18 protein-coding genes are annotated in these 21,074 nt (G+C 75.1%); 12 read left to right on the top strand and 6 right to left on the bottom strand.

Annotated features, from left to right (window positions below; translation table 11 throughout):
* Positions 1-113 precede the first annotated feature (113 nt).
* The 6 genes from IPL61_33410 (at position 114) to IPL61_33385 (ending at position 8,950) form a co-directional block, all read left to right on the top strand.
* On the top strand, positions 114-1,346 hold the full coding sequence (locus tag IPL61_33410; GenBank protein ID MBK9036091.1) for an acetyl-CoA C-acetyltransferase: 1,233 nt from the start codon (positions 114-116) through the stop codon (positions 1,344-1,346).
* A gap of 11 nt (positions 1,347-1,357) precedes the next feature.
* Positions 1,358-3,589, top strand: coding sequence for a hypothetical protein (locus tag IPL61_33405; protein MBK9036090.1), 2,232 nt, complete (start codon positions 1,358-1,360; stop codon positions 3,587-3,589).
* Positions 3,590-3,726: 137 nt separating this feature from the next.
* Positions 3,727-4,311: a hypothetical protein gene (locus tag IPL61_33400; GenBank protein MBK9036089.1), complete on the top strand. Its 585-nt coding sequence runs from the start codon at positions 3,727-3,729 to the stop codon at positions 4,309-4,311.
* A 71-nt stretch (positions 4,312-4,382) separates the two neighbouring features.
* Entirely contained in the window at positions 4,383-5,237 is an 855-nt protein-coding gene (locus tag IPL61_33395; protein ID MBK9036088.1) for a hypothetical protein, read from the top strand.
* Positions 5,238-5,285: 48 nt separating this feature from the next.
* Positions 5,286-7,664, top strand: coding sequence for a hypothetical protein (locus IPL61_33390; GenBank protein MBK9036087.1), 2,379 nt, complete (start codon positions 5,286-5,288; stop codon positions 7,662-7,664).
* Positions 7,652-8,950 (top strand): hypothetical protein, encoded by a 1,299-nt coding sequence (locus IPL61_33385; protein MBK9036086.1) that lies wholly within the window; start codon positions 7,652-7,654, stop codon positions 8,948-8,950. Before IPL61_33390 ends, IPL61_33385 begins: the two co-directional genes overlap by 13 nt.
* Before the next feature lie 183 nt (positions 8,951-9,133).
* Here IPL61_33385 and IPL61_33380 read toward each other — a convergent pair whose 3' ends face one another.
* From IPL61_33380 to IPL61_33365, 4 genes are all read right to left on the bottom strand, one after another.
* Complete coding sequence (locus tag IPL61_33380; GenBank protein MBK9036085.1) at positions 9,134-10,237, bottom strand: hypothetical protein; 1,104 nt, start codon at positions 10,235-10,237, stop codon at positions 9,134-9,136.
* Positions 10,237-12,264 carry a Gfo/Idh/MocA family oxidoreductase gene (locus IPL61_33375; protein ID MBK9036084.1) on the bottom strand — a complete coding sequence of 676 codons (2,028 nt, stop codon included), beginning with the start codon at positions 12,262-12,264 and terminating at the stop codon, positions 10,237-10,239. Before IPL61_33375 ends, IPL61_33380 begins: the two co-directional genes overlap by 1 nt.
* The gene (locus IPL61_33370) at positions 12,261-13,427 is read right to left on the bottom strand and encodes a glycosyltransferase (GenBank protein ID MBK9036083.1); all 1,167 of its coding nucleotides are present in this window, start codon (positions 13,425-13,427) and stop codon (positions 12,261-12,263) included. Before IPL61_33370 ends, IPL61_33375 begins: the two co-directional genes overlap by 4 nt.
* A 189-nt stretch (positions 13,428-13,616) precedes the next feature.
* Entirely contained in the window at positions 13,617-14,042 is a 426-nt protein-coding gene (locus IPL61_33365; protein ID MBK9036082.1) for a hypothetical protein, read from the bottom strand.
* Between the two features lie 316 nt (positions 14,043-14,358).
* On the opposite strand from IPL61_33365, the gene IPL61_33360 reads away from it, so the two are divergent.
* The 4 genes from IPL61_33360 to IPL61_33345 are packed head-to-tail and all read left to right on the top strand — an operon-like array spanning position 14,359 to position 17,715.
* Entirely contained in the window at positions 14,359-14,916 is a 558-nt protein-coding gene (locus IPL61_33360; protein MBK9036081.1) for a hypothetical protein, read from the top strand.
* Between the two features lie 12 nt (positions 14,917-14,928).
* Positions 14,929-15,603: a hypothetical protein gene (locus IPL61_33355; protein ID MBK9036080.1), complete on the top strand. Its 675-nt coding sequence runs from the start codon at positions 14,929-14,931 to the stop codon at positions 15,601-15,603.
* A 43-nt stretch (positions 15,604-15,646) separates the two neighbouring features.
* Positions 15,647-16,570, top strand: coding sequence for a hypothetical protein (locus IPL61_33350; protein ID MBK9036079.1), 924 nt, complete (start codon positions 15,647-15,649; stop codon positions 16,568-16,570).
* A complete protein-coding gene (locus tag IPL61_33345; protein MBK9036078.1) occupies positions 16,567-17,715 on the top strand; it encodes a hypothetical protein in 1,149 nt (382 codons plus the stop codon). The genes IPL61_33350 and IPL61_33345 overlap by 4 nt, the downstream gene beginning before the upstream one ends.
* 9 nt (positions 17,716-17,724) lie before the next feature.
* On the opposite strand, the gene IPL61_33340 is transcribed toward IPL61_33345, so the two are convergent.
* Positions 17,725-18,345, bottom strand: a complete 621-nt coding sequence (locus IPL61_33340) for a hypothetical protein (GenBank protein MBK9036077.1) — start codon at positions 18,343-18,345, stop codon at positions 17,725-17,727.
* A gap of 187 nt (positions 18,346-18,532) precedes the next feature.
* Here IPL61_33340 and IPL61_33335 point away from each other — a divergent pair, with 187 nt between their 5' ends.
* Positions 18,533-19,585: an SPFH domain-containing protein gene (locus IPL61_33335; protein MBK9036076.1), complete on the top strand. Its 1,053-nt coding sequence runs from the start codon at positions 18,533-18,535 to the stop codon at positions 19,583-19,585.
* The gene (locus IPL61_33330) at positions 19,585-20,508 is read left to right on the top strand and encodes an SPFH domain-containing protein (protein ID MBK9036075.1); all 924 of its coding nucleotides are present in this window, start codon (positions 19,585-19,587) and stop codon (positions 20,506-20,508) included. Before IPL61_33335 ends, IPL61_33330 begins: the two co-directional genes overlap by 1 nt.
* 139 nt (positions 20,509-20,647) lie before the next feature.
* Here IPL61_33330 and IPL61_33325 read toward each other — a convergent pair whose 3' ends face one another.
* On the bottom strand, positions 20,648-21,040 hold the full coding sequence (locus tag IPL61_33325) for a hypothetical protein (GenBank protein MBK9036074.1): 393 nt from the start codon (positions 21,038-21,040) through the stop codon (positions 20,648-20,650).
* Between the last annotated feature and the right edge of the window lie 34 nt (positions 21,041-21,074).

The following is a 21,074-nucleotide window of genomic DNA, read 5'->3' as shown; positions in this document are numbered from 1 at the left end:
GGTTCCGGGCTCCGGCGGGGCGCTTGCGGTCGGCGTCGATCCGCGCCAAGGTCCGCGAAACCGGCGCCGGCCCCGACCCCGTGCGGGGACCTGCGCCCTCCTCGGAGGATCCCATGGCCGATGTGTTCATCTACGACGTCGTTCGCACCCCGCGCGGGCGTGGCAAGGCTGGCAAGGGCGGGCTGTCGCAGCTCCACCCGCAGGAGCTCCTGGCCCAGACCCTGAACCACATGGCCGGGCGCCTGCAGCTCGACAAGAACCTCGTCGACGACCTGTCGATCGGCTGCGTCACCCAGGTCAAGGAGCAGGGGGCGTGCATCGCGCGCACCGCGCTGATCGCGGCGCAGTGGCCCGAGGACGTCACCGGCTTCACGGTCAACCGCTTCTGCGGCTCCGGCCTCGAGGCGGTCAACTCGATCGCCGCCAAGATCGGCGCCGGCTTCATCGACGGCGGCATCGGCGGCGGCGTCGAGTCGATGTCGCGGGTGCCGATGGGCGCCGACGGCGCGATGCTCGACGGCCTCAACGAGCACCTGCGCGCGCGCCTGTTCATGGTCCCGCAGGGCATCTCGGCGGATCTGATCGCGACCCGCGAGGGCTTCAGCCGCGCCGACGTCGACGGCTTCGCGCTCGAGTCGCAGCAGCACGCCGCCCGGGCGATCGAGGAGAAGCGCTTCGACAAGTCGCTGTTCACGGTCCAGCACCTCGACGGCTCGGCCGCGCTCGGCCGCGACGAGCACCCGCGCCCCGACACGACCCGCGCGTCGCTGGGCGCGCTCGCGCCGGCGTTCGGCGCGATGGGCGCCGCCGCGATGGGCCCCAACGGCGAGACCCTCGATCAGCTCGCGCTCAAGGTCTACCCCGACACCAAGGCGATCGACCACGTCCACACCGCTGGCAACTCGAGCGGCATCGTCGACGGCGCGGCCACGGTGCTGATGGGCAGCCGCGAGTGGGGCGAGCGGGCCGGGCTCAAGCCCCGCGCCCGGATCCGCGCGATGGCGACCGCCGGCGCTGAGCCGGTGATCATGCTGACCGCCCCGGCCCCGGCCTCGGCCAAGGCCCTCAAGCGCGCGGGCATGAGCGCGCGCGACATCGACCTGTGGGAGATCAACGAGGCGTTCGCGGTCGTGCCGCTGCAGACCATCCGCGCGCTCGACATCGATCGCGCCCGGGTCAACGTCAACGGCGGTGCGATCGCGCTGGGCCACCCGCTCGGCGCGACCGGCGCGATCCTGCTGGGCACCGCGCTCGACGAGCTCGAGCGCACCGGCCAGGCCACCGCGCTGGTGACGCTGTGCATCGGCGGCGGCATGGGCATCGCGACGATCATCGAGCGGGTCTAGTCGATCCCGCGGTGCGTCGGGCGATCGCGATCGCGGCGGTGGTCGGGGCGTGCGGACCGGCCGAGGCGCCGCCGCCGCCGACGATCGTGTACGTGGCCGCGGCGTCGCTGGCGCCGGCGCCGCCGGCGACCGCGCGGCTGGGCGTCGGCGCGCCGCGGGCGCCGGTGGCGTCGACGCCGATCGTCGCGGGGCCGGACGGGCCGACGACGCCGCTGGTCGCGATCGCGCTGGTCGGCAGCGACGATCGCGGCCCGGCGGTCGTCGCGCTGTCGGGCGCCGACGGTGATGGCCCGGCGATCGATCTGATCGACGTCGACGCCGGCGTCGTCCGCTGGCGCAGCCGCGCGGCCGGCGTGCCGGCGGTGGCGATCGTCGGCGACCTGGTGTTCGCGGCCGGCGCGGGCCGCGTGGTCGCGCTCGATCGCGCCACCGGCGTCGAGCGCGGACGGGTCGACGCCACGTGGCTGCGGACGGGGCCGGCCGCGGGCCCCGCGCTGGCGCTGGTCGCCACCGCCGCCGGCGTCGCGCTGTTCGACGGGGCCCGGCTGGGGCGCACCGTGGCCGTGCCCGAGGGCGCCAGCGCCGACGATGTCGTCGCGGTGTGCGACGTCGGCGCGCGGTTCGTGCTGGCGTGGCGCGCCGGTCAGCTCGCGCGCTGGGACCTCGACGCGGCCGACGCGGTCGTGCGCTGGACGACCGCGGTGCCCACGGTCGCCCGGGTCGCGTGCGCCGCCGCGCCGCTGATCGTCGTCGGTGGCGGCGCGGTCCGGGCGCTGACCGTCGACGGCGAGGTGATCGGCGCGGCGCGGGCGGCGGACGACGCGTGGGTCGATCCGCGCGCCGGCGACCGGGTCGAGCTCGCCACCGCGCTCGGCGTGGAGGCCCGCTCGCGCGATCTCCGCACCGCGCACGGGCTGGTGCCGATCGCGGTGGCGCGCCTGGTCGCGGCCCGCGGCGCGCGTCGGCTCGCGGTCGATCGCGCCGGCGCGTGGGTGCTGCTCGACGGCGACGGCGCGCAGGTGCTGGCGGCGCCGGGCGCGGGCGCGGCGGTGGTGGTCGGCGATCGCGCGCTGGTGGCGGGGCCGGGCGCGCCCGGCGAGGTCGCGGCGCTGACCCGGTACCTGCTGCCCGCGGCGGCCGCGGTCGCGGCGGCCGCGCTGGCGCCCGAGGTGGTCGAGCTGCTCCCGCCGCGGACGCGGGTCGATCTGCCCGCGGCGCCGGCGGTGGTCGACGCGATCATCGGCGATCCCCACGTCGACGACGTCGTCGCGGTGGCGTTCGATCCGCTCGACGGCGAGCGGCTGTACGCGCTGGTGCGGGACGACCACCCGACGCTGCCGCGGGGCGCCGGGCTCGCGGCGTACGATCTGCACGCCGAGCGCTGGCGCTGGATCGAGCGCGGCGCGTGCCCGCCCGGCGCCGTCGTCGCGATGGCGGTGACCTCCGCGGTCGTCGCGTGCGCCGCGCGCGGGCCCGGCGCCGACGGCGGCGCGGTCCAGGCGGTGACCGCGAGCGGGGGCGCGCGCGCCTGGCGCTGGGGCGGCGCGACCGTCGACGGGCTGGTCGCCGGCGGCTCCGTGGTCGCGATCCTGAGCGGCGCCGAGGTGGTCGTCGTCGACGCCGCGACCGGCCTCGGGCTGACCCGCTGGCGCGCCAGCGACGGCGCGGTCGCGCGGCTGGCGATCGCCACCCGCGGCGCCGACACCCGCATCGCCAGCTACGAGCACGGCGCCGTGGTCGTGCGCTCGCGGGCGGTGGGGTGGCTGCCGATCGCCGCCACCGCCGTCGACGGCGCCGTGGCCGCGGTGTTCGCGTATGGCGATCGGTTCGCGGTGGCCCTGGCCGACGGCAGCCTGTACCTCGTCGGCGACGACGGCGCCGCGACCGCGGCCGGCGCGATCGCGGCCGGCTGGCTGCCGCGCGGCGACCAGGCGGTCGTGACGCGGTCGGACGAGCAGGGCGGCGCGGTGGTCGCGGTCGACGCCCGCGGGGTGCCACGGGTCAGCGCGGCCGTGGCCGCCCGGGTCGTCGGCGTCGGCGCCCGCGCCAACCTGGCCGAGGCGCCGCTGGCGCTGGTCACCGCGGCCGACGAGGTGATCGTGCTCGATGGCGCGGGCGCCGCGGTCGCGCGCGCGCCGGTGCCGGCCGCCGCCGCGGCCTGGACCACGGTGATCGACGGCCGGCCGGCGGCGGGCGCGGTCCTGGCCGGGCCCCTGCGCGTGGTCCGGCTCGCGTGGCCGTGACCGCCCGGTGAAATCCGCGCCGAACGCACCCGACGAGGGCGGGCGCGCGATACATTGAACCCATGGCCCTTCCCCTCCGTGCTGCGCTGCGTTCGGCCGGCCGTTTCGTGGTCCAGAACCCGTCCGCCATGTTCAACATGGCCCGCCACGCCCTGGGGATGCGCATCGCGGTGCCCCTCGACGCCGTGCGCTGGTTCATCGCCTCGACCCCGCCCAGCAAGAAGGCGCCCCAGGACGTGACCGTGCTGGCGCGGCCGCCGGCGATCGCGGTCGGCGCCACGATCGATCTGATGGGCACGACCGTCCGGGCCTCGGCGTCGATCAAGATCGAGACGATCGAGGTCGCGCCCGAGCAGCTGCGGGTCAAGATCCGCCTCGCCAACATCGATCTGAAGGTGCTGGGCGACGCGCAGACGCCGGTCGCGGCGCTGATCAAGAGCGGCGCGCTCGACCTGTCGAAGCCCGGCAACCTGCTCAAGTTCGCGCCCAAGAAGCCCGACGTGCTGGTCGAGGCCAACGACGACATCATGGTGCTCGACCTGATGCGCAACCCGAAGATCCGCCAGAACGAGCGGGTCCGGCGCGTGCTCGAGACCCTGACGCCGGTCGTCAACGTCACCGGCATCTCGACCGACGGCGACTTCCTCGTGCTGCAGCTGCGTGCGACCCCGCTCGGGATCCCGCGCGCGTTCAACGCCGCCCGCGCGCTGGCCGCGGGCTGAGCGTCGAGTCGGCGCGCGTGGGTTCCGTCGCCGACCGCGACCGTGCCGGCCGACCCACCGGCCGCGCCGCCGTGGCCGCGCTCGCGATCGTCGGGCTGGCGCTCGCCGGCTGCGGCGAGAAGCGCGAGACCCAGCCGGCCCGGACCGAGCCGCTCGGGCGCGTCGTCGACGCCGGGGCGGCCGCCCCGACCGGCCCCGATGGGGGCGACCTCGCGCCGATCGGGACCGACGACGACACCGCCGCGGCCACGCCGCCCGGGAGCATCGCCGCGTGGCAGGCGGTGATCGATCGCGATCGCTACCTGGCCCGGCGCGGGCAAGGCGCGGTGATCGTCGGGCGGATCGGCGGCGAGGCGATCGCGCCGGGCGCGCGCGGCGTGATCCGCTGGCTGGTCGACGAGACCGAGGGCAACGGCGCGCTGGCGGTGCGGGTCGCGATCGCCGGCGCCCCGCCGGCCGAGGGCGCGCGCGTGGCCGTGCGCGGCGCGTGGGCGCTCGACAGCCAGCGCCGCTGGTACTGGCAGGCCGAGGCGCTGACCCCGGTGACCACGCCGCCGCCGGCGGCGCTGCCCGAGCCGCCGCTGCCGCCGGGGCACCAGCTCACCAGCGGGCCGCCGCCGTCCGGCTATCGCGCGGTGTCGCGCGGCAAGGACGGCGGCGTGATCGTCTTCGGCGTGATCCGCTCGTCGAACGGTGACGACGACGGCTGGGTCATCGGCGACGACTCGTTCTCGCTGCCGATCGCCAACCTGACGCTGCCCGGCGAGCGGTCGAGCTACGGCGGCCACGATCTGCGCCACGACGACGAGCGCTGGCAGCTCAAGCGCGGGGTGCTGTACTGGGTGCGGATCGATCGCTACCGCCGCAAGACCCCCGACGCGCGCGCGTACCTGCGCGCCCTGACCGCACCCGTCAAGGTGCAGTAGCGCGCTTCGGTCGGCCCGGGGCCGGTGAGTGCGCTACGCTGCCCGGCGATGAAGCTCGTCGCCACCATCGCGTTGGTCCTGTGCATCGGCGGGTCGACCGCCGCCGCCCAGGCTCGTCCGCCGCGGCTGTTCCTCGACGACGCCACCCGCGCGATCTGGAAGTCCCAGGCCAAGCAGAGCGGCACGGCGGTCAACGGCGCGATCACCGTGTGCCGCGGCATCGAGCGCGACGGCGGCGACCACACCCACGCGGGCTACATGGGCCTCGAGTGGGCCCGCTACCTGCAAGCGTGCCTGGTGGCGTGGGCCGCGACCGACGACGCCGGCGACGCCCGGCGCGCGATCATGTTCCACACCGCGATGATCGACGACCTCGACCGGCTCGGCGACGGCAAGGGTGGCGACCTCGCCGCCAACCGCGACAGCGGCTTCTCGATCCGCGCGCTCGGGCCCTACACCGCGGTCGCCTACGACTGGCTGCACGATCAGCCGGGCATGACCGAGGCGCTGCGCGCGCGCACGCGCCAGCGCTGGGCCGCGTGGACCAGCTGGTACCTGGCCAACGGCTACCGCGCCCGCAGCCCGTCGACCAACTACCACGCCGGCTACCTGGCGGCGGTCACGTTCATCGCGATCGCCCAGCGCGGCGAGGCCGGCGCCGCCGGCGACGCGCTGTGGACGCTGGTCGCCGACGAGCTGTGGCGCAAGGACATGGCCAAGGCGATGGCGCCCGGCGGCGTGCTCGAGGGCGGCGACTGGGGCGAGGGCTGGCAGTACGGGCCGCTGGCGGTGGTCGAGTACGCGGCCGCGGCGCGGGCGATGGCGGCCCAGGGCGTGCGCGTCGACGGGGTCCGCGCCTGGCTCGACGCGCTCCTGGCGCGCACGGTCCACGCGCGCGCGCCCGGCGGCGGCATCTTCGTCGGCGGTGACACCCAGGACGAGCAGCCCAACCTCGCCCCCAACCCCAACACCTACTTCGCGGTGCTGATCGGCGACGCGTCCCCGACCTACAAGGCCTGGGCCGCGGGCGAGCTGGCGCCGCTCGGTGGCCGCGCCGACTTCCCGCTGTTCGGCGCGCTGGCCGCGGCCGCGGGCGTGACGCCGACGCCGGTGCCGCGCGCGACCTGGCCGACCGCGTACCTCGCGGCCGGCACCGGCGCGTTCTTCGCGCGCACCGACTGGAGCAAGCAGGCGATCTGGTTCGTCAGCCAGTGCCAGCACACGATCGACGTCGATCACAGCCACCCCAACGCCGGCAACTTCGTGCTGTCGCGCGGGGCCGACGACGTGATCGTCGACCCGACGCCCTACGGCTCGCTGTCGACGATGACCTCGAACGCGCCGTCGGTGGTGTCCGCGCAGCTGCCGCCCGACTACCTCCCGAGCCAGGCGTGGTGGAGCGTCAAGACCGGCTACGCGTGGGCGCGGCAGACCAGGTCGGGCGTGATCGCGACCCGGTGCGACTACGCCGATCAGTACAAGTTCCAGGATCGACCCAGCGACGTGCCGGCGGCGCTGCGCGACGTGGTCGTGGTGCCGTGGGGCGACGGCGCCACGGCGATCGTGGTCGATCGCGCGGCGTCGGGCGACGCCAAGCGCGGGTTGCACCTGCGCTTCCGCACGCCGGCCAAGCTCGAGGCCAAGGGCGCGCAGGGCGCGGGCTCGCTCGGCGCCACCGCGCTGCGGATCACGACCGTGGCCACCAGCGGCGGCGCGCCGGCCCACGAGCGCGAGCCCGCCGGGAGCTGCTTCGTCGACAAGTGGACCCGCGGCAACTGCGCCGCGGCCCGCTTCCCGATCGAGCAGTGGCGGCTGGTGGTGCCGGGCCCGACGATGACCGCGATCCACGCGATCGATCTGGTCGGCACGCGCACGGCGATGGCCGAGCTCGCGACCACGACCCAGGGCGACGTCACCGTGATCGCCGCGGCCGCCGCGCACTTCGCGGTCGTCGTCGGCGGCGGCGCCACGACCAGCTACGCCGGCCCGCGCGGCGCGCGCCACGTCGTCCTCGATGGGCCCACCGGCGCCGACGCCGTGGTCGCGGCGGTGGCCGACGGCGGCGGCTGCAAGGTGACGGTCAGCGCCAGCGGCGCGGGCACGACCGTGGCCGGCCGGCCGCGGGTGTTCACGCTCGACGACGCCTGCGCGGTCACCGCCGACGCGCCGCGGGTCACCGCGCCGCCGGGCAGCGACGTCGCGGTCGACGCGATGCCGCCCCAGGTCGACACCAGCGGGCCGGTCGCCGACGCGACCCCGGCCGGCGACGCGCCGGCGGCGCCTGGCGGCGCGCCGCGGTCGGCGCGCAGCGGCTGCTGCGGCGCCGAGGCCGCGCCCGGCGCGCCGATCGCGATGGCGGTGGTGGTGGCGCTGGCGTGGTTCGGGCTCGGTCGGCGCCGGCGGGGTCGTCGGTCGTGCGCGGGCTGATCGGCGCGGCCCTGGCGCTGGCCGCGTGCGGCGCCGACGTGGCGCCCCCGGCGCGCGCGGTCGACGCCACGCCCCCGATCGACGCGGCGCCCGGCCCGATCACCGTGCGCGTGCTCGCGACCGTCCAGGATCCGGGCGCGACGCTCGGCGCGCCTCTGGCCGGCGTGCAGGTGGCGTTCCTGCCGCCCGACGGTCCGGCGCTGATCACGATCAGCGACGACGCCGGCCTGGCCACGGCGACGGTGCCCTCGGGCGGGGCGGTGGTGGTGGTCCGACGCCGCCCGTTCGACGCGCCCGACGTGACCATCTTCCTCGACGTGCCGGCCGGGAGCGCGCTGGTCGACGGCAACCGGCCGCGGTGGTTCGGTGGCGCGAGCCTCGGCGCGCGCGCCGCCACGATCGCGCCGTGGCCGAGCGGGACCGTCGAGCTGACCGCGAGCTGCGCCGGCCGTGGGTTCCAGGACAGCGCGACCTCGATGCGCTGGTTCCAGCCGCGCTGCACCCGGGCCGACGACGCGACCGTGGTCGCGGTCGCGCACGCGAGTGACGGCAGCGCCGCGTACGCCGCCCGCGCCCACGTCGACCTGACGGACGTCGAGGTGATCGCGCTGCCGCCGTGGCAGCCGCTGACCGACACCGAGCTGATCCTGACCAACATCCCCGAGGTCCGGACCCTGGCGGTCGTCACCCGGCGCCAGCTCGACCTCGACGCCGAGTGGAGCAGCGTGACCGCGACCGGGTCGATCGAAGGCGCGAGCCTGGTGGTGCCGGTGCCGGTGGTCCCGATCGGCGAGCTGGCGACGCTGGAGGTCCAGCTCGAGAGCCCGGTGGTGACGACGCTGCACGCGCGCCTGGTGCGCCCGGCGCTCGAGCGGCGGACCGTCGTCGACGTGACCGCGACCGCGCCCCCGACGCTCGGCACCCGCGGGTTCGACGTCGCCACCCGCGCGCTGACCTGGACCTACCAGGGCGGCAACGGCCGGCGCCCCGACGTCGTCGTCGCCACCTTCACCGGCGTCGTCGCGAACGACGCTGTGACCTTCCGCGTGATCGCGCCGGGCGATCGCACGCAGGTGACGCTGCCGATCCTGCCGCCCGAGCTGGCCGAGGTCGACCTCGGCCCCGAGGCGACGACGGTCGGGCTCGTGCTCGTCGCCGTCGAGCTGCCCGCGATCGGCGCCTACGCCGCCGCGGCGTCGCTGGTCGGCGTCGCCCGCCGCGACGCCGAGCTCGACGGCGAGCTGCTGTCGGGGCTCGACCAGGACTGGTGGCTGTCGCTGCGGTGACCGCGTGTGCGCAGAGCTTGTAAGTTCTTCGGTCGAGCACCGGTCCGCGCGCCGGGCGTCTCGCGTCCTGGGCCCTATCGGGGCTTGCCCTCGAGGATGCCGACGCCCTGGTCTGGACTGAGACCGTCGAGACGTCGAGGCCCCGGGACGCCTGCCTGGGTTCGGCGACGAACCCTCTGGAACTCAGACGTCTTCGTCGGCGTCGGTCAGGTGCCAGGCGCCGACGTCGGTGATCAGCGCCCGCGCCGCGGCCGCGGCCCGCGCGCCGGCGGTGACCGCGATCATCCGGTTCGACGCGCGCTCGGTCAGGCCGCGCTCGGTCAAGGCCGTCACCAGCCACGGCGCGCCCAGGTAACGCATCGACAGCGAGCTCGCGCCGGCGCGGTACATCGCCAGCGGCAGCCGATCGATCAGCGCGATCACGTCGTCCTTGTGCCCGAACAGATCGCGCACGTGGGCCATGCCGTCGACGAGATCGACCACCGCGTAGGCGCGGACGTCGCCGCTGGGGCGATCGCACGCCAACCACCAGGTCCGCTCGGGCCGCGGCCGGAACCGCCACGCCAGGAACCGGGCGCTGCGCTCCGCCACCACCTGGTAGCTGGCGCGCGCGCTCGCCCACAGCCCGTCGAGGCGCCCGTCGGGCCGGGCCGCGGTGACCAGGCGCAGCCGGCGGATGGCCGCGATCGCCGCCGGGACCTTGCGGGTGAGCTGGGCGACGTCGACGGCGGCGCCGGCGACCGCGGCCAGGGCCGGCACCTGGGCCGCGCGCAGGAGCCACGGCCGCAGCGACGCGGGCGCGCGCGCGACCGCGGCGTCGTCGACCCGGGCCGCGAACGCGCGGTGGCGCAGCGGCAGGGCGTAGCGGCCGATGACGCCCAGCGGTCGGTAGCCCGCGCGCTTGAAGACGCCCTCGGCCAGCTTGTTCGGGAAGCCGTAGGCCAGGTCGAACTCGGCGTCGACGAACGCCTTGCCGGCGCGCACCAGCGCCAGGGCCGGCCCGACCGAGCGGTGGGCCTTGTCGACGGCGAGATCGGCCAGCAGGCCGGCCTTGCCCGACCCGGCGCCGACCTGGAACCGGCGCACGCCGACGCCGGCGGTGCCGACCGCCGCGCCGTCCGCGGTCAGCACGAACGCGGTGGCGGGCGGCTCCGGCGCCTCGAGGTACAGCCACGCGAACTTGTCGGCCGGGTGCGCCTCGAGCGTGAGGTTGTCCCGCCACAGCCGCTCGAGCTCGGCGCGCACCGCCAGCGGCGGCGCGGGTTCGACCCGGTAGCTCGGCGGCATCAGGTCCGGGCTTGCTCGCGGCGGATCCCCTCGCGCACGCCGACCCGCGGCGTCCAGCCGAGCAGCTGCTCGGCCTTGCCGGTGCCCCACGACAGCCGCGCCAGCGCCGACTGCAGGCGGTAGAGCGCGATCGGCGACGGCTTGCCCAGCGCGCCCAGCGGCAGCTCGGACAGCTTGCCGAGGCCGAACAGGATCGTCCGCGGCACGGTCATGATCCTGCCGCCGCCGGTCAGCTCGAGCACGTCGGTCTGCTTGAGCTGGGCGCCGTCGATCAGCTGGATGATCTCGCCCTTGGTCAGGCGCTTGGCGACCGACGCCATGATCGCGTCGACGACGTCGTCGATGTAGATCAGCGGCAGCTCGAGCTGGCCGTCGCCGAGGATCAGCCAGCGGCCGCCGGCCCGGCGCGCGACCGCGCCGTTGACCAGCGGGATGCCGCCGCCGAAGATCTGGCCCGGGCGCAGGATCACGCACGGCAGCCCGGCCGCGGCCGCGGCGCTGACCAGCTTCTCGGCCTCGAGCTTGGCCCGGGTGTAGGCGCCGCGCTCCTCGGCCCGCGGCTCGAGCGCCGCGCGCTCGTCGATCACGCCCTTGCCGACCGAGCCGGCCCAGTCGATGACCGACATCGACGAGATGTGGACGAGCTGCTTGACCGCGTACTTCTTGCACGCGGCGATCACGTTGCCGGTGCCGACGACGGTGCCGCCGAGGTGCTCGGGCCAGCCGCCCTTCATCGCGGCGCCGACGTGGATGACGGTCTCGGCGCCCTTGACCGCGCGGTCGACCGCGGTCGGATCGCCGAGGTTGCCGATCGCGTACTCGACGCCCGGGACCGTCCGGGTCGGCACCCGCCGCACCATCGCGCGGACCTTCTTGCCGTCGGCGACCAGGCGCCGCAGCACCGCGCCGCCGAGCGAGCCCGACGCGCCGGTGACCAGGAACGGCACGGCCTCGGACAGCGTGAACCGGGCCAGCGCCGCGGCGTGCTCGGCGTCGGCCGCGCGCGCGACCTTCTCGACCCACTCGACCACGTTGACCGCGTCCTCGACGGTCACCGGCGGCGGCTCGCCCGCGGCCAGGCGCCGGTAGAAGTCGGCGACCAGGTTGCGCAGGCCCTGGTAGCTCTGGACCTCCTTGCGCACGAACTTGTAGACGCCGATCGGCACGTCGATCAGCGGCTGCAGCGAGTCGGTGAACGCGTTGAGCAGGCGCTCGGCGGCCTTGGGCAGCGGCGTCGACGCGCGCTTGCCGTGGAACATCGCGAACAGATCGACCCGGAGCACGCCCTTGGTGCCGTGGATGATGATCTGGCTCTGCATCGGCTTGACGTTCCACGACAGCTGGAACTGGCCGAGCCCGCGCGCGCACCGCACGACCGCGCGCCACTCGTCGAACGCGAGGTTGGGATCGCCGCCGAGCGAGCGCCACGACGCCTCGACGTCCTCGATCGTGCCGAGCAGCTCCTGGATCAGGTACAGGCAGTGGACGCCGATGTCGCGGAACGGGTAGCCGGCGTCGCGGTAGTGCGGCGGCAGCGGCCCGCCCTGGTACGGCGGGTACTCGCTGCCGCGCAGGATGTCGACCGAGACGATCTGGCCGAGCGAACCCGACCGCACCGCCGCCAGCGCCCGCTCGACCTGGGGGTCGTAGAGCAGCGAGTGGTTGACGGTGATGGTCTTGCCCTTGGCCTTGGCCAGCGCCGCGAGCGCGCGGCCCTCGGCCGGGTCCTCGGTCACGGGCTTCTCGACGATCACGTCGCAGCCGGCCTCGAGCGCGGCCCGCGCGATCTTCGCGTGCGACGACGGCGGGGTCAGCACGTGGATCACGTTGGCGCCGGCGGCGACGAGCGCCTCGAGCGACGGGTAGACCGTGACCTTGTGCTTGTCGGCGAACGCGGCGGCGCGCGCCGCGTCGAGGTCGACCACGCCGACCAGCTCGACGTCGGGCAGGGCCCGGACGGCGGCGACGTGGAACTCGCAGATGTTGCCGGCACCGATCATGCCGGCGCGGTAGCGGGCTTGGCTCATGACGTCCTCTTTCTCCCAGCGATGTCGTCGACCACGCGCGCCACCTCGGCGACCCGGGCGGCCCAGGTCTCGGTGCGCATCGCGTCGGAACGGGCGCGGCGGCGATCCGGGCCGCCGTCGGCGAGCGCGGCCACCACGGCGGCCTCGGTGGCGTCGACGCCGTCGGCGACGGCGCACAGGTGCTGGTAGCGCACCACCTCGGGCACCGGCGTCGAGACCACCGGCACGCCGGCCGACAGGTACTCGCGCAGCTTGATCGGGTTGACGTAGGTCATCCGCGCGTCGATGCGGTACGGGATCAGGCCGACGTCGAAGGCCTTGCAGTAGGCCGGCAGCTCGGCGTGGGGCTTGCGCCCGAGCAGGTGGACGTTGGCGAGGCCGCGGACCGCGCTGACGTCGGCCAGCGCCTGGCCCAGCAGCACGATCGACCACTCGGGGTGCCGCCGGGCCAGCGCGGCGATCAGGTCGTAGTCGACCCAGTCCTGGAGCGTGCCGTAGAAGCCGACGATCGGCCGCGGCAGCGCCGCGACGTCGGCCGGGAGCGCGGTGGCGTCGTCGAGCGCCCGCGCGAACAGCGCGTGATCGACGCCGTGGGGCGACACGAACGTGGCCGGCTGCTGCGCGCGCTTGGCCTCGGCCAGCGCGTGGTTGATCGCGAAGCACGCGTCGACCTTGGCCAGGAGCCTGGCCTCGGCCGCCTTGGTGGCCTGCTCGTCGAGGTACGAGAACAGCGACCACTCGTCGACGCAGTAGTAGACGCTCGCGCGCTCGCCCAGGGCCCCGACGTAGTCGGCGGTGTTGGGCAGGAACGTCCACAGGTCGAACTCGGTCAGGCCGAGGCGCCGGCGCAGGATCGCGATCGTCGCCTTCAGGATCGCCTGGTTGATCCGCTGCGCGTAGCGGTTGTGGGGCAGGGGCAGCACCAGCGGCGAGAACACCCACAGGTCGTCGCGGACCTTGACCGGGCCCCGGGCGAACTCGCCCAGCTTGCGCTTGATCTTGCCCAGGTCGCGCCCGCTGGTCAGCTTGGGCGTCCGGGTCGCCACCGAGTTCAGCCACAGGACCGGTCGCGTCTTCGCGAGCTCGATCAGCACGTGGTGGTTGCTGGTGGGGTCCTCGTGCCAGTCCTTGGCGAAGGCGATGATGCCGGGTCGCGAGGCCATGGCGTCGCGAAGGTACGGACGTGGCCCCCGGATGTCCACCCCCGGGCGGGCCCAAGGTCCGGAGCGGGGTTCAGGCGGCGCCCGTCGCGCCGAGCGGCTCGACGCTGCGCCGCGCGCGATCACCGCGCTGATCGCGCGCGCCGCTGGCGGGGGTCGGCGCGCGCGCTGGCGGCGAACGGCGTGACGCGCTCAGAACGTCCAGGTCGCGGTCGCGCTCGCCGCGCCCGGCGCCGCGCTGGTCGACACGAGGGGGACCCAGCCCGGCGTCCGCTCGTACGTGTCGCGGCTGCCGACGAGGGCGCCGAGGACCAGGCCGGCGACCGCGCCGACGGAGCCGCCGGCCAACCCGAGGACCACGGCCTTCTCCCCGGCGTCGAAGCGAAAGCAGAACCAGTCGGTGTCGAGGCACGGCGGGTCGTCGCCGTCGACGAGGCCGGCGACGGCGCCGGTGGCGGCCCCGGTGAGCAGCCCGATGCCGGCCCCTTCCAGCGCGCCTCGGCCGTGATCGACGCTGTCCGCGGGCAGCGAGCCGGTGGTCGCGACCTGGTGGGTGTGCGTGCAGGCGGTAGCCGTGACGGCGAGCGCGAGGGCGAGGACAGCGACGAACCGGGGCATGGCCGGACCATTGAGCAACCGCTGTGCCGCGGCCCAGTCAGATGTAACTATACGGTTTCTATTACTGCCTGGTGGCGGATCTCGAGCGTGGGGTGTCAGTCGTCCACCTGTGGCGCTCGGCGGCATCGCCCACACATCAGACGGCGTCAGCCGTGCACCCGTGGCGCGAACGGCGCCGCCGCGGCGATTGCCAGACGTTGCCCGCGAAACTCGGCGCGGGGCCGCGTCCCACGGGGCGTACGGGGCGTACGCGGTGACCGCCACGGTCCGTGGCGAGGGCCGCGCCGCGTCCAGCGAACCCACGGAGGCAATGGACATGACGGACTTCGAAGCACGGATCGGGCGACTCGGCCTCGCCCACGATCTGCCCAAGATCAAGGATCTGGTCATCGCCGACAACGAGACGGTGTACGTCTCGCACAGCGAGCCGACGATCGCCGGCGCCCGCTGGCTCAAGGACGCCGGGCGGATGATGAAGCCGAAGGACTTCGATCAGCTCAAGGAGTGGATCGGCGTGCCCGACGCCACCGCGGCCAAGGTGCCGCACGCGCCGACGTTCAGGCGCCGGCGCGTCCCAGCGCCGCACCTGGTCGCGCACCACGATCACGCCACCAAGGTCGACTACGCGCGCGCCTACGTCTTCGGCGACTCGACCAAGATCGCGCGGCTGCCGATCGAGCTGAGCGAGATCCTGCAGCACATCGTCATCCACTTCGCGCGCGACATCGTCGTCGGGCACAACGCGACCTTGGTCTACGGGCCCGACAACCACTCGGTCCAGGCCCGGCACATCAAGATCCACACCGGCGGACAGATCCGCGTCAACTCGTACATGAGCATCAACTGCACCTCGCTGGCCGCCAAGCTGGCCTGAAGGAGAACGACCATGGCTGACATCCTGGCTCGCGGAGTCGACGGCTCCAGTGGCACTGCAGGCACCAACGGCGGCAACGGCGGCAACGGTTCGGAGGGCGTCGACGCCCACTGCAACTGGGCGTCGGGCTGCAGCGATCCCACCTCGGGCGGCCGCGGCGGCGACGGCAGCGGCGGTTCGCGCGGCGTCGACGGGCAGAACGGCACCGGCGGCGGCAACCTGACGATCACGATCACCGAGATGCTGACCGACGTCGCGGTCGAGTCCCGCGGCGGCAACGGTGGCGGCGGCGGCGTCGGCGGCAAGGGCGGCAACGGCGGCGCCGGCGGTCCCGGTGGGGCCGGCGACAGCGACGGCGCGTACAGCCGAGATCCGGTCGGCGGCGGCGCGGGCGGCGACGGCGGCACCGGCGGCGCGGGCGGCAACGGCGGCAATGGCGGGCCGGGCGGCAACATCACGATCCTGTTCACGGCCGGGGCGGTGCTGACCGGTCAGGTCGCGAACTCGTTCGGCGGGGTCGGCGGGCTCGCGGGCGGCGGCGGCCCGGGTGGAGACCCCGGGCAGGGTGGGCGGCGCGGCGGCGACGGCGCGCGGGCGGCCGCGGGCTCGCCCGGCGCCAACGGCCAGCCCGGGCACAGCGGCAGCGACGGGCCCAAGGGCTACGTGACGATCGTCCAGAAGTCCTGACCCGGTGGCGGCGCGCCCGTCGGCGGCGCGGCGAGGAGGCCCCATGCCCGTGATCCCCGAGCCCTCGACCACGACCCTCGGCGCCGCCGTGCGCGCGCACCTCGAGCGGCTGCTGCCGCTGTTCGACCTGACCTCGGCCCGGGCGCTGGTGCTCGACGCCTACGACCTGGTCACGCGCGAGTCGCTGGCGCTCGACCGCGGGGCGCCGCTGCCGCGGTTCTCGACGATCAACAACGACGGCGTGCCGTTCGAGCTGTCGCTCTCGCTGGGCGGCGGCGCCGGGGGCCTGCGCCTGCTCGCCGAGATCGGTGTGCCGGGCTCGTCGGTGCCGAGCCGGATCGCGCTGACCCGGGCGCGGCTCGACCCGCTGCTGGCGCGCCTGGGCCTGACCGGCGCAGCGCCGGCGCTGGCCACGGCGCTGGCGCCGCTGATCCCCGACGACCGCGCCGCGCTGACCGCGTGGCAGGGCGGCGTCTGGGTCGCGCTGGCGTTCCTGCCCGGCGGGCGCGCCGGCCTGCGGCTCTACGTCAACGGCGCGGTCGGCGATCGCCGCGAGCGCTGGCTGCGGGCCGGCCGGACGCTGGCCCGGCTCGGTCGCCTCGACGCGTGCGCCGCGCTGGCCGATCTGTCGCCGCTGGTGTCGGGGTTCGCCGAGCCGCTGGGCGTGGCGCTCGAGGCCGAGCCCGACGGGCTCGGGCGGGTGAAGCTGTACCTGCGCTCGACCCGCGCGCGCACGGAGGATCTCGACGCGCTGCTGGCGGCCACGGGGCACGGCGGTCACGCCGCCCGGGTCCACCAGTTCGTGGCCGCCCACGTCCGCGACGACCGGCCGTTGCCGGCGAGCGCGCTGGTCGTGTCGCTCGAGTTCGCGGCCGGGACCGGCGCCGTCGACGTGAAGCTCGACGCCTGCAGCCACTGCTGCTTCGACGACGACGCCGGCGCGCGCGCGCGGCCAGCCGCGGGTTGATCGACGCGTGGGGCTACCCGGCGGCGACGTACGAGGTGGTGCTCGACGAGCTGGCGGGCGCGGCGCCGTCGACCGCGGGCCTGCAGCACCACGCCTTCCTCGGGCTCGGCCTGGCGCACGCCAAGGCGCCGCGCTTCAACCTGTACCTGAAGCCCGCGGCCCCGGCGTCGGACGTGCTGGCGCCGGCGTCGCGGTCGCCGCACGTCGCGGTCGCGGGGCCGGTCGCGAACATGCGCGCGATCACCCACGCGATCGACTTCCTGCTGGCGCACCAGTCGAGCTGCGGCCAGTGGCTCGACTTCGCGTTGCCGGTCGGGCCCTCCGACGCGTGGGTCACGGCCTACGTCGGCCTCGCGCTGGCCGAGCTGCCGGCGGCCTACCGGTCACCCGCGGTCGCCGCGGCGATCGCCCGCGCCGCCGACTGGTGCGAGCAGGCGATGGGCGCCGACCACGGCTGGGGCTACCACGCGTTCACCAGCAGCGACGCCGACTCGACGGCCCACGCGATCCGGTTCTTGCGGGCCGCGGGCCGGGCCGTGCCCGCGGCCTGCGTCGCGCGCCTGATGGCGTTCCAGCGCGTCGACGGCGGCTTCGCGACCTATCGCCGCGACGATCCCGACGACACCTGGGGCCACAGCCACGCCGACGTGACCCCGGCGGCGCTGCGCGCCCTCGCGGCCGAGCCGACCGCGCGCGCCGCGGTCGTCGCCGGCGTCGCCTACGCCGCCGCGCAGCAGCGCGCCGATGGCACCTGGCCGTCGTACTGGTGGCACAGCCACGCCTACGCGACCCGGCACAACGTCGCCGCGCTGACCCAGCTGGGCCATCCCCTCGACGCCACCGCCATCGCCGCGGCCTGGGCCGTCGACGCCGCGACGCCGTTCGATCTCGGGCTCGGCCTCGCGTGTCGGGCCGAGCTGGGCGCGCGCTTCGACGACGCGCTCGCCGGTGCGCGCCGCGCGCTCGTGGCCACGCAGGACGACGACGGCGGCTGGCCCGCGGCGCCGATCCTGCGGTTGACCGACCCGCGCTGCGCGGCGCCGTGGGCGCAGCCCGACGCCGGCACGCTCTACGCCGATCCGCGCCGGCTGTTCACGACCGCCACCGTCCTCACCGGCCTCGCCGCCGGCGCCTGGTCCAGATGAGGCTGGGCCTCAGTAGCTGACGCCGACCGTGATCTGGAGCGCGATGTCGAGGCTGGTGTAGTCGACGGTGTCGATCGCGATCCCGCCGGTGCAGGCCGGGCGATCGTCCACGTGATCACCGTGGAGGATGCCGGCGGAGGCGCCCGCGACGACCTGGCCGCGCCTGAGCTGGCCGATCGCGGTCGCTTCCCAGCCCAGCCCGCTGGTGGTGGGGTCACCGCAGAAGTTCTCGATGAGGCCGCTGAAGTCGTAGCTCGGACGATCGGTGCCGACGAGGCCCTCGAGCGCGACCGACATGCCGGGGCGCTCCGCCGCGACCCGCGCGCCGCCGGTGAAGCGCCAGCGCGTGACGCCGTCGAGGCCATCGTCCGCCTTGACGTCGCCGTAGCGCGTGTGCGCGGCCGACGCCACCGGGCCGACCAGCACGCGGACGTCGGGGCGAGTCCAGACCGGGAACAGCCAGCCGACGTGCATCGAGACGTGCAGGCCGCCCTTGACGATCTCGGTGTAGAGCTTGTCCTGACTGTCGTCGCGCTCGTCGGCGATCGGCGCCACGTAGCCGACGCCGACCTCGCCGATCGGACCGGCGTGCGCGGCGGCGGAGAGCGCGACGCCAGCCACGAGGATCACGGAGAGGCCAGGTCGAGTTCGGATCATGAACGGGACGCTACCGCGGGCGCGCGACCCGGTCGCGAACCCGAGGGCCTTTGTGATCTCGACCGGCGCGACCGCCGTCCCGCCGCCGGCGGTTGCCGGCCGCCGCCGGTTGCCCGCCTTCGCCGTTGTGCGCCCCGGCGCCCCGGCGCAGGCTCGGGGCATGAATGACATCTGGGGTGTCGTCCGCGAGGTCCACGGGCAAGGCTGGGTGACCGGGATCGGGCTGGGCTTCCTGGCCTGGTTCGTCGTCCGCCACGTCGTGCTCGGCTTCTACACCGTCGATCAGAACGAGCGCGCGGTGCTCACCAGCTTCGGCCGGGCCCGCCGGATCCTCGGCGCGAGCACGGTCTACACGCCCGAGGGCGCCGGCATGCGCGACTCCGAGAAGGAGCGCTACCACTACCCGCAGGTGCAGGTGATCCCGCCGGGCGGGCCGTACTTCCGGTGGCCGTGGCAGCGGGTCCACAAGGTGTCGATCGCGACGCGCACGGTCAACATGGCCTGGGATCCCGAGACCCCGAGCGCCAACCGCAACGGCACGCTGCTCGACGCGGTCACCAAGGATCAGCTCCACGTCGGCCTGACCGGGCAGATCCGGTTCCGGGTCAGCGAGCAGAACCTCTACGCGTACCTGTTCGGGGTCAAGCACCCGGTGGTGCACGTGATGGGCTTCTTCATCTCGATCCTGCGCGAGCGCATCGCCAACTTCGAGCAGCCGCCCCGGGCGGCGGTGGTCGGCGACGACACCGAGGGCCGCGACCTCGCCGCCGATCGCACCGGCGCCTCGGCGATCTCGGGCATCTCGATCAACGATCTGCGCAAGAACCTGCGCGCGCTCAACGACATGATGGACCACGAGTGCGCGGCGTCGGTGGCGCGCTACGGCGTCCACCTCGACGCGTCGCTGATCACCGAGATCTCGCCGCCGCACGAGGTCGAGAGCGCCCTGGCCGCGATCAACACGGCCTACAACCAGGTGTCGTCGGACATCAGCCTGGCGCAGGCCGCGGCCGATCAGCGGATCGTGCAGTCGCGGCGCGCGGTCGAGATCGAGACCCTGCGGGCCCAGGCCGAGGTCGAGCCCCTGCGCGCGCTGTCCGACCAGCTGACGCGCCTGCGGGCCCAGGGCCCCGACGCGCTGACCACGTACCTGCGCAACCTCAAGCTCGGCCTGTACGACAAGGCCGACCGCGCGTTCGTGGAGGCGAAGTGATGTCGGGCCCGGTCCTGGCCCTGGCCCTGATCGCGATGCTCGGCTGGTGGGTCGCGGTGCCGGCGGTGCTCGCGATCCTCCGCGGGCTCGGCTTCTACATCGTCGTGCAAGAGCGGCAGGCGCTGGTCTACACGCTGTTCGGCAAGGTCGCGGCGGTCTACGACGAGCCCGGCCTGGCGTCGCTGTGGCCCAAGATGGGCGTGAAGGCGCTGCTCGTGCCCCTGCTCGGCAAGCGCTACGACCTCGACCTGCGCATCTACCAGACCTACCTGCGGTCGCAGCCGGTCAACTCCGAGGAGGGCGCGCCGATGGGCATCGGCGTCTGGTACGAGATGTTCATCTCGGATCCGGTGGCGTACCTGTTCAAGAACCAGGACCCGCGCGGCTCGCTGCACGCCAACGTGTCGAACGCGACGGTGCGGTGCCTGTCGAACATGAAGCTGGCCCGGCTGCTCGAGGATCGCCACGAGCTGTCGCAGACGGTGCGGGCCGAGGTGTCGCCGCGGTCGCAGGACTGGGGCTTCAAGGTCGGCTCGATCTACATCCGCAAGGTCCACTTCCGCGACGCCGGCATGACCCACCAGATCGAGGAGAAGGTCGTCAACCGGCTGCGGCAGGTGACCTCGGCGATCCGGCAGGACGGCGCCAACCAGGTGAGCGTCATCACCTCGAGCGCCGACCGCACCGCCGCCGTCGAGTTCGCGCGCGCCGGCGCGATCCGGCCCGAGATCGTCGGCGCGGCGCTGCGCGAGATCTCCGGCGATCGCGAGATCGCCACCGCGATGTTCGAGGTGCTCGAGATCCAGCGGCTCCTGGCCAGCCCCGCGCGGATCACGCTCCTGCCGCCGTCGGGCGTCACCGACCGCGGTCAGCTCGTGGCCCAGCTCGCCGCGCGCGGCGCCGATCCCAGCCACGCGCGCTGAGCGTCGCGTCTGGACACCACGTCCAGCCAGGTCCGCGCGGGGCGCGCAAGCGTGCGGGCGCGCGTCGGCGCCGGCGGGCACGTCGGCGGCATTCGCTCGGGCGATGCCACCTCGCCCGGATCCGGTCGCCGCGCGCAGCTCAGCGCTTGCCCTTGCGCTCGACCCACAGCTCGGCCTCGGCCCGGTAGTAGGTCGCGGCCGCGCCCTCGATCGTCGGCAGGGTGCCGGCGTTGACCATCGCGGTGACGGCGGTCTCGAGCGCGATCATGCGGTCGAGGTGGGCGCGGGCCGCGGCCGCGAGCGCCTTGCCCTTGAGCGGCTGGTCCCGCTGGGCGTCGAGCCAGCGCACCGACCACGTGTAGACCAGCTCGGGCGTCGCGGCGCCCGCGGCGAGGCGCGGCTGGGTCGCGGCGAAGGTGGCGGCGGCGGCCGCGACCCGGGCCTCGGCGCGGATCGGCCGGGCGGCGGCGGGGCCGGCGAGGGCGGCGAGGGTCAGGATCAGGGCGGCGAGGCGAGGGCGGAGGTCGCGCATGGCCTCAGCGTGCCACGGCGCGCGCCGGCGCGCG

This window comes from Myxococcales bacterium, from assembly GCA_016717005.1.
Classification (GTDB): Bacteria; Myxococcota_A; Polyangia; order Haliangiales; family Haliangiaceae; genus UBA2376.
The sequence above is the reverse complement of the archived record's forward strand: the minus strand, read 5'-3'. Positions and strand labels throughout refer to the sequence as shown.

Coding starts and splice junctions, on each gene's coding strand:
- IPL61_33390 (MBK9036087.1), top strand. CDS start 5,286: ATGAAGCTCGTCGCCACCATCGCGTTGGTCCTGTGCATCGGCGGGTCG.
- IPL61_33400 (MBK9036089.1), top strand. CDS start 3,727: ATGGCCCGCCACGCCCTGGGGATGCGCATCGCGGTGCCCCTCGACGCC.
- IPL61_33380 (MBK9036085.1), bottom strand. CDS start 10,237: ATGCCGCCGAGCTACCGGGTCGAACCCGCGCCGCCGCTGGCGGTGCGC.
- IPL61_33355 (MBK9036080.1), top strand. CDS start 14,929: ATGGCTGACATCCTGGCTCGCGGAGTCGACGGCTCCAGTGGCACTGCA.
- IPL61_33375 (MBK9036084.1), bottom strand. CDS start 12,264: ATGAGCCAAGCCCGCTACCGCGCCGGCATGATCGGTGCCGGCAACATC.
- IPL61_33370 (MBK9036083.1), bottom strand. CDS start 13,427: ATGGCCTCGCGACCCGGCATCATCGCCTTCGCCAAGGACTGGCACGAG.
- IPL61_33330 (MBK9036075.1), top strand. CDS start 19,585: ATGTCGGGCCCGGTCCTGGCCCTGGCCCTGATCGCGATGCTCGGCTGG.
- IPL61_33410 (MBK9036091.1), top strand. CDS start 114: ATGGCCGATGTGTTCATCTACGACGTCGTTCGCACCCCGCGCGGGCGT.
- IPL61_33360 (MBK9036081.1), top strand. CDS start 14,359: ATGACGGACTTCGAAGCACGGATCGGGCGACTCGGCCTCGCCCACGAT.
- IPL61_33335 (MBK9036076.1), top strand. CDS start 18,533: ATGAATGACATCTGGGGTGTCGTCCGCGAGGTCCACGGGCAAGGCTGG.
- IPL61_33350 (MBK9036079.1), top strand. CDS start 15,647: ATGCCCGTGATCCCCGAGCCCTCGACCACGACCCTCGGCGCCGCCGTG.
- IPL61_33365 (MBK9036082.1), bottom strand. CDS start 14,042: ATGCCCCGGTTCGTCGCTGTCCTCGCCCTCGCGCTCGCCGTCACGGCT.
- IPL61_33325 (MBK9036074.1), bottom strand. CDS start 21,040: ATGCGCGACCTCCGCCCTCGCCTCGCCGCCCTGATCCTGACCCTCGCC.